8 protein-coding genes and 2 pseudogenes are annotated in these 5,321 nt (G+C 73.3%); all 10 read right to left on the reverse strand.

The annotated features are described in order from the left end of the window. A pseudogene (locus GPJ59_RS32975) lies at window positions 1-442 on the reverse strand (hypothetical protein); the annotation flags it as partial. A 41-nt stretch (window positions 443-483) separates the two neighbouring features. Beyond that, window positions 484-1,350: a mycofactocin-coupled SDR family oxidoreductase gene (locus GPJ59_RS32980; protein ID WP_219671590.1), complete on the reverse strand. Its 867-nt coding sequence runs from the start codon at window positions 1,348-1,350 to the stop codon at window positions 484-486. Beyond that, the gene (locus GPJ59_RS32985; RefSeq protein ID WP_308120620.1) at window positions 1,347-2,042 is read right to left on the reverse strand and encodes a thioesterase II family protein; all 696 of its coding nucleotides are present in this window, start codon (window positions 2,040-2,042) and stop codon (window positions 1,347-1,349) included. The genes GPJ59_RS32980 and GPJ59_RS32985 overlap by 4 nt, the downstream gene beginning before the upstream one ends. A gap of 119 nt (window positions 2,043-2,161) precedes the next feature. Continuing rightward, the gene (locus GPJ59_RS32990; protein ID WP_219671592.1) at window positions 2,162-2,377 is read right to left on the reverse strand and encodes an MbtH family protein; all 216 of its coding nucleotides are present in this window, start codon (window positions 2,375-2,377) and stop codon (window positions 2,162-2,164) included. 50 nt (window positions 2,378-2,427) lie between these two features. Then, window positions 2,428-3,048, reverse strand: coding sequence for a 2-hydroxychromene-2-carboxylate isomerase (locus GPJ59_RS32995; protein ID WP_219671593.1), 621 nt, complete (start codon window positions 3,046-3,048; stop codon window positions 2,428-2,430). 78 nt (window positions 3,049-3,126) lie between these two features. After that, window positions 3,127-3,873, reverse strand: a complete 747-nt coding sequence (gene fabG, locus GPJ59_RS33000; protein WP_219671594.1) for a 3-oxoacyl-[acyl-carrier-protein] reductase — start codon at window positions 3,871-3,873, stop codon at window positions 3,127-3,129. 14 nt (window positions 3,874-3,887) lie between these two features. Beyond that, the gene (locus tag GPJ59_RS33005) at window positions 3,888-4,367 is read right to left on the reverse strand and encodes a 3-hydroxyacyl-ACP dehydratase FabZ family protein (protein ID WP_219671595.1); all 480 of its coding nucleotides are present in this window, start codon (window positions 4,365-4,367) and stop codon (window positions 3,888-3,890) included. Next, window positions 4,364-4,771 (reverse strand): 3-hydroxyacyl-ACP dehydratase FabZ family protein, encoded by a 408-nt coding sequence (locus GPJ59_RS33010; protein ID WP_219671596.1) that lies wholly within the window; start codon window positions 4,769-4,771, stop codon window positions 4,364-4,366. Before GPJ59_RS33010 ends, GPJ59_RS33005 begins: the two co-directional genes overlap by 4 nt. Next, a complete protein-coding gene (locus GPJ59_RS33015; protein WP_219671597.1) occupies window positions 4,771-5,028 on the reverse strand; it encodes an acyl carrier protein in 258 nt (85 codons plus the stop codon). Before GPJ59_RS33015 ends, GPJ59_RS33010 begins: the two co-directional genes overlap by 1 nt. 54 nt (window positions 5,029-5,082) lie before the next feature. Beyond that, window positions 5,083-5,321 (reverse strand): annotated as a pseudogene (locus GPJ59_RS33020) (beta-ketoacyl synthase N-terminal-like domain-containing protein); the annotation flags it as partial.

Raw genomic sequence — 5,321 nt, forward strand, 5'->3', positions numbered from 1 at the left:
ACAAGCAAAAGCCGGCAACCGGGATCAGCCCCGGTCCCGTGGGCTCGAAGAGGTGAATAGGAGCCAGCTCCAGGACGGGCCGCCCGCCGGCCGGGGCGGCGGCCGGGGCCGGGGCGCAGGCGAGGGTGCCGGGGTCGAGGGAGAGGGTGCGGCGGGCGACGAGGACGAGGTCGGCGTCGCCGTCGCGGTAGTGCAGCAGGACGGCGCGCAGCGGCAGGCCTGCCGTGCGCAGCGGGCGCTCGGCCTCCCGCCGCACGCGCGCGGCGGCGGCGGGGTCGGTGGCGGCGTACGGCAGCCGCTCCTGCCACAGGCGCAGGTCCCCGGGGGCGTCGAGGGCGCCGGCCGCACCGGAGCGCAGGCGCTCTTCGAGCTCCCCGGCATCGACAGGGCCCGGCATCCGGACCACCAGGCTGTGGCAGGACGCGGCCTGACTTCTCGACATGGTCGGACTCCTGTACGTACGGGAAAGGGGAAGCGGGAGGGTCAGCGGGCGCTGAAGCCGCCGTCGACGGTGAGGGTGGTCCCGGTGACCTGGCGGGAGTCGTCCCCGGCCAGCCACAGGGCGGCCCCGGCGATGTCCTGCGGTTCGATGAGGGCGTTCATCGGCTGCGACTGGACGAAGATCTCCTCGTGCTCGGCGACGTCGACGTCGAGGGAGCGGGCGATCTCGGCGAGCATGCGGCCCTCGTGCAGCGGGTCGTCACGCACCGAGCCGGGGCACAGGGCGTTGACCCGGACCCGGAAGGGCGCGTAGTCGAGGGCGGCGGCCTTGGTCAGGCCGACGAGGCCGTGCTTGGCGGCGACGTAGCCCGCGAAGTGCCGGTAGCCGACCAGGCCGGCGGTGGAGGCGACGTTGATGACGCTGCCGGAGCGCTGCTCGACCATGGCGGGGACGACGGCCTTCATCATGCGCCAGGCGCCGGTGAGGTCGATGCCGACCATCAGCTCCCACTCGTCCTCGGCGATCTCGTGCACGGACTTGCCGGAGGGGGCGGCGATGCCGGCGTTGTTGAGCAGGACGTCGACGGTGCCGAAGCGTTCCAGCGCCTGGTCGGCGACGGCCGCCACGGCTCCGGGGTCGCGGACGTCGGCGACGGCGGTGTGCACCGAGGCGCCGTGCGCCCGGCACAGCTGCGCGGTGTGCTCCAGCTGGCTCTGCGAGCCCAGCGGGTAGGGCACCCCGGCCACGTCGCCGGCCACGTCGACGAGCACCAGGTCGGCGCCCTCGGAGGCGAACCGGACGGCGCAGGAGCGGCCGAGGCCCCGGGCGGCACCGGTGACCACGGCCGTGCGGCCGGTGAGGCGGCCGGCGGTGGTGGCCGCCCGGCCGGCGGTGAGCGTGGCGGTCATGAGGCCGGCACCGCGGCGATCGCGTCGATCAGCGGCAGCGGCGACTCGGTGAGGTACATGTGGCCGCCGGCGGGCTCCACCAGGCGGAAGGCCCCGGTGGTGGCCTGCTGCCACTCCTCGGCCTCCGCGCGGGTCACCAGGGCGTCGCCGGTGGCGCGCAGCGAGGTGATCGGGGTGCGCAGCGGCTCGTCGGAGTCGGGCCGGTAGCTCTCGTGCATCTCCACGTCCGCCCGCAGGATCGGCAGCAGCAGCTCCCGCATGTCGGGGTCGGCCAGCGCGTCGTGCTCGTAGCCGGCGAACTCCTGCACCCGGGCGAGGAACGCGTCGTCGTCCAGGCCCGTCGCGTGCTGGGCGCGGCCGGTCCAGGGGCCGGGCGAGCCGCTCACGTACAGGTGCGTCAGCTCCACCGCCGGGTCGCGCTCCAGGCGGCGCGCCAGCTCGAAGGCGAGGACGGCGCCGAGGCTGTGCCCGAACAGGGCCGTGGGCCGGCCCTCGGCGAGTTCGGCCAGGCGCGGCGCGAGCGCGTCGGCGGCCGCGATCGCGTCGTGGAACGGCTCGTCGAGGAAGAGCTCCTCGCGGCCGGGCAGCTGGATCGGGACTATGCGCGGTGCGTGCGCGGGCAGGTCTTTCCAGGCGCGGTAGAAACCGGCGCCGCCCCCCGCGAACGGAAGGCACATCAGGGAGTGGGTCATGAGCGGCATCGCTTTCTGGGAAGCTGCGTGAGAGCCACGCTGTCATCGGCTCCGGACATGGACAACGGGCGTTGCAGATTGCTGCCAACGCCCGTTGCCCGGCCGCCCGGCGGGGGACGTCAGGCGGCGTCCATGGCGACCGCCAGCGACTTCGGCCGCATGTCGGTCCAGTTCTCGTTGATGTGGTCCAGGCACGCCTGGCGGCTGTCCTCGCCGTGCGCCACGGTCCAGCCGGCCGGGACCTCGGCGAAGGCGGGCCACAGGGAGTGCTGGTTCTCCTCGTTGACGAGGACCAGGTAGCGGGCGTCGTCGTTCTCGAACGGGTTGGTGGCCATGGCCGGTTCTTCCTCCAGTGCTGTTGCGGTACGGGATGCGGTCGCGCGGGTCAGGCGGCCCGGGCGGCGAGCTGCTCGACGAAGTCGGGGAGCCGGTCGACGCCCCAGTACTTGTCGAAGCCGCTGATGAAGAAGGGCACGCCGAAGACCCCGTCGCGGTGCAGGGAGTTCAGCGCCTTCAGTCCGAGTTCGCGGATCTCGGGGTCCTCGTGGGCCCCGGCGAGCACCTCGGGGTCCAGGTCCAGGGTCTCGCCGATCTTGCGCATGGTGCCGGGGTCGGAGATGTTCTCGCCGAGCTCCCAGCGGGCGCGGTAGGTCTCGGCGATGAACTCCGGGCCGGCGCCGAGCCGCTCGGCGGCCAGGTACGCCAGGTGGGAGACCTCCCAGCGGGGGGCGGGGTCCACCGGCCAGACCATGTCCAGGCCGCGGGCCCGGGCCAGGCGCCGGACGTCCTGGAGGATGTAGAGGTGCTTCTCCTTGGACATGGGGACGTACGGGAGCTTGATGTTGCTGCGCTCCAGCTCGTCCAGGGCCGGCTCGTCCGGCTCCCAGAAGGGCAGCCATTCGATCGCCCCGGCCACGGCCGCGTGGTGGTCCACCAGGTCCCGGTAGGCCATCCACGAGTAGGGGCTGCGGAAGGAGAAGTACCAGCGCGGTCCGCGTCGTGCCATCGCCGCCTCCAGCGGTTCGTGTGCGGGTGCTCCGGGTGGTCCGGACGGTCCGGTCCGGACGGTCCGGTCCGGACGGCTTCAGATGGTGATGCCGCCGTCGATCTGCAGGACGGCGCCGGTGATGTACGCGGCCTTGTCCGAGACCAGGAAGGCGACCAGGTCGGCGACCTCCTGCGCGGTGCCCATGCGGCGCAGCGGGATCGTGGACAGGGCGTCCTTGCGGGCCTTGTCGTTCATCGCGGCGACCATGTCGGTGTCGATGAAGCCGGGGGCGACCGCGTTGACCCGGATGCCGGCGCGGCCGGTCTCCTTGGCCAGGGCGCGGGAGAAGCCGATGATCCCCGCCTTGGAGGCGGAGTAGTTGGTCTGGGTGCCGTGGCCGTAGACCCCGGCGACCGAGGAGATGTTGACGATCGCGCCGGCCCGGCGCTTCATCATCCCGAACACCACCGCGCGGCAGACGTGGTAGACGCCGTCCAGGTTGGTGTCGATCACCTGGCGCCACTCCTCGTCCTCCATGAGGACCAGCGGGTTGTCGCGGGTGATACCGGCGGCGGTGACGGCCGCGTCGACCGGGCCCAGCTGCTCCTCCGTGGCCTCGACCCAGGCCCGTACGGCCGGCCCGTCGGCGACGTCGACGCGGGTGCCGACGACCTGGACGCCGTACTCCTGGCCGGCCTTCTCCAGGGTGCGGGCCGCGGCGTCGTCCGAGCGGTAGCAGAAGGCCACGTCGAAGCCGTCGCGGGCGAGCGCCTCGACGGTGGCGCGGCCGATGCCGCGGGAGCCGCCGGTGACCAGGGCCACCCGCTTGGCGGTGTCTGACATGTCGTTACGTCTCCTCAGGCGGTGGCGGGGCGCAGCGCCGCCGCCGGGCGGAAGGCCATGACGATCCGGCCGACGGTCATCACCGTCTCGCCGGCCGAACGGGTCTCGCCCTCGAACAGCAGGGTGTCGTCGACCTTGCGGTCCAGGCGCACCCGGTGCTCCAGGACCTCGCCGGGCAGCACCGGCCGGTGGAGCTCGACGCCGGTCATCCCGCCGAAGAGCATCACCTGGCCGTCGAGCACGTCCGGGTTGGGGTCGTCCCAGGTGGCGAGGACGCCGGCGGACTGGCACCAGGACTCCACGAGCAGGGAGCTCGGGTAGGCGAAGTCCTCGTCCGGGGTGTCCGCGCCGAGCGTCTCGTACCAGGGCTCGTTGCAGGTGACCGCCTTGAGGGCGGTCAGGCGCTCACCGGGGACGATGTCGACGACACGGTCCACGAGGAGCATGGGGAAGCGGTGGGGCAGCCGGGCCCGGATGTCGCGCTGGCCGATCATGCCGCCGCCCCTTCCGCCGCCGTCGCGGTGGCCGCGTAGCGCAGCCGTACGCCGGCCGCGGCGCCCCGCTCGGTGGACAGCTTGGCCCGCACCTGCCAGTCGCCGGCCGGGGTCTGCTTCCACGCCATGGCGATGTCGACCCGGTCGCCGGGGAAGACCGGTCCGGTGAACCGGGTGGACTCCACGGCCGCGAGCCGGGTCCCCTTGGCGCCCTCGGGCAGCGTGGCCTCGGCGCCCTGCCGGGCGCACTCGACCAGGCAGACGCCGGGGAAGATGGGGAAGCCCGGGTAGTGGCCGGGGAGCACGGTCTCGGTGTCCGCCACCGTGAACCGGGCCGCGGTGCTCAGCTCGCTCTCGGCGGGCAGCACCTCGACCGCGGCGCGAAGTGGGCTGGCGGCGGGCATCAGGCCGCCTTGGCCGTGTCGATCCGGGCGCTCAGCAGGTCGTAGGCGCTCTGCAGGGTGACGATGTGCTTGAGCTCGGACTCCGGCAGCTTGATGCCGTACTTCTTCTCCAGCACGACGACGACCTCCAGGGCCATCAGCGAGTCGACCTCCAGGTCGTCGACGAACTTCACGTCGTCGCCGACCTCGGTCACGTCGACGTCCAGCACCTGGGCGACGAGGGCGCGCAGTTCTTCCTTGTCCAGCACGGTGTTCATGTCCTTTCGGGGCGGGCGGATGGTGAGGGGTGCACGCCGTTCAGCGCACGCCGTTCAGCGCAGGCCGAGCAGGGCGCAGCCGACGGTGCCGGTGCGGTCCACGGAGGTGATCACGCCGATCCGGCCGGCCGCCTCGGCGGCGTGGTCCTCGGCGTACGACAGCAGGGCGGCGGCCTGGAAGGCGGCCGCGGCGGCGCCGGTGTCGCCGATCAGGGCGGTCGGCGTCAGGTCGGCGGGGGCCGCCGCCCCGAACACCTCGCGCACCGCGTCCGCCTCGGCGAGGCCCTCGCGGC

The sequence above is a fragment of the Streptomyces bambusae genome (assembly GCF_019400985.1).
In the GTDB taxonomy this organism is placed as follows: Bacteria; Actinomycetota; Actinomycetes; order Streptomycetales; family Streptomycetaceae; genus Streptomyces; species Streptomyces bambusae_A.

Excerpts from the sequence above, each read along its gene's own strand:
- GPJ59_RS32980 (WP_219671590.1), bottom strand. The coding sequence starts at position 1,350 with ATGACCGCCACGCTCACCGCCGGCCGGGCGGCCACCACCGCCGGCCGC.
- GPJ59_RS32985 (WP_308120620.1), bottom strand. The coding sequence starts at position 2,042 with ATGACCCACTCCCTGATGTGCCTTCCGTTCGCGGGGGGCGGCGCCGGT.
- GPJ59_RS32990 (WP_219671592.1), bottom strand. The coding sequence starts at position 2,377 with ATGGCCACCAACCCGTTCGAGAACGACGACGCCCGCTACCTGGTCCTC.
- GPJ59_RS32995 (WP_219671593.1), bottom strand. The coding sequence starts at position 3,048 with ATGGCACGACGCGGACCGCGCTGGTACTTCTCCTTCCGCAGCCCCTAC.
- fabG (WP_219671594.1), bottom strand. The coding sequence starts at position 3,873 with ATGTCAGACACCGCCAAGCGGGTGGCCCTGGTCACCGGCGGCTCCCGC.
- GPJ59_RS33005 (WP_219671595.1), bottom strand. The coding sequence starts at position 4,367 with ATGATCGGCCAGCGCGACATCCGGGCCCGGCTGCCCCACCGCTTCCCC.
- GPJ59_RS33010 (WP_219671596.1), bottom strand. The coding sequence starts at position 4,771 with ATGCCCGCCGCCAGCCCACTTCGCGCCGCGGTCGAGGTGCTGCCCGCC.
- GPJ59_RS33015 (WP_219671597.1), bottom strand. The coding sequence starts at position 5,028 with ATGAACACCGTGCTGGACAAGGAAGAACTGCGCGCCCTCGTCGCCCAG.